Genomic DNA, 506 nt, shown 5'->3' with positions numbered 1-506 from the left:
CGACGCCGAGTACCTCGTGCGCCGCATCGACCTCGGGCCCGTGCGGACGATGCGACGCCGAGTACCTCGTGCGCCGCATCGACCTCGGGCCCGTGCGGACGATCCAGGACGCCGACCCGCCGTGGTTCGCGCACGGCACGGCGCGCCTGCCCGGGCGCGTGCTCGCCGAGGTCGGGCTGCCGATGCCGTTGCTCGCCCCGGAGCAGGCCCTCGTGTTCGAGCTCCTCGCCGAACGGGCCGATCGCTCCGGCCGCGGGGCTGACGGCGACGCCCCCGCTGCGGGATGATCGGGGCATGACCCTCCCCGTCCCCGGCGTGCCCGGCGAATCCGACCAGCCCGGCGGCGACACGTACGCCGCGCTGATCGTGCCGGCCTCGGCCGCCTCGCGCGACGCCGTGCAGGCGGCGCTCCACGACCTCGGGTTCACGGGGTGGCTCGCGCCCCCGTCCGCCGACTGGGTCGTCGCGATCGCCGTGCCCGGCGACGGCGCGATCGCAGGGGGCCG

Annotated in this window: 2 protein-coding genes; both read left to right on the top strand. The window is 77.5% G+C overall.

Going from position 1 to position 506, the window contains the following annotated elements; genetic code table 11:
• The coding region (locus ESO86_RS18455) for a hypothetical protein (protein ID WP_207207241.1) at positions 1-287 on the top strand (287 nt) is incomplete at its 5' end.
• A 7-nt stretch (positions 288-294) separates the two neighbouring features.
• Positions 295-506 (top strand): hypothetical protein (locus tag ESO86_RS18450; RefSeq protein WP_165308468.1); only part of this gene is annotated, 212 nt, incomplete at its 3' end.

It is taken from the genome of Agromyces binzhouensis (assembly GCF_004135055.1).
Lineage (GTDB): Bacteria > Actinomycetota > Actinomycetes > Actinomycetales > Microbacteriaceae > Agromyces > Agromyces binzhouensis.
Note: the sequence above shows the minus strand (reverse complement) of the source record. Positions and strands in the feature narration are given on the sequence as shown.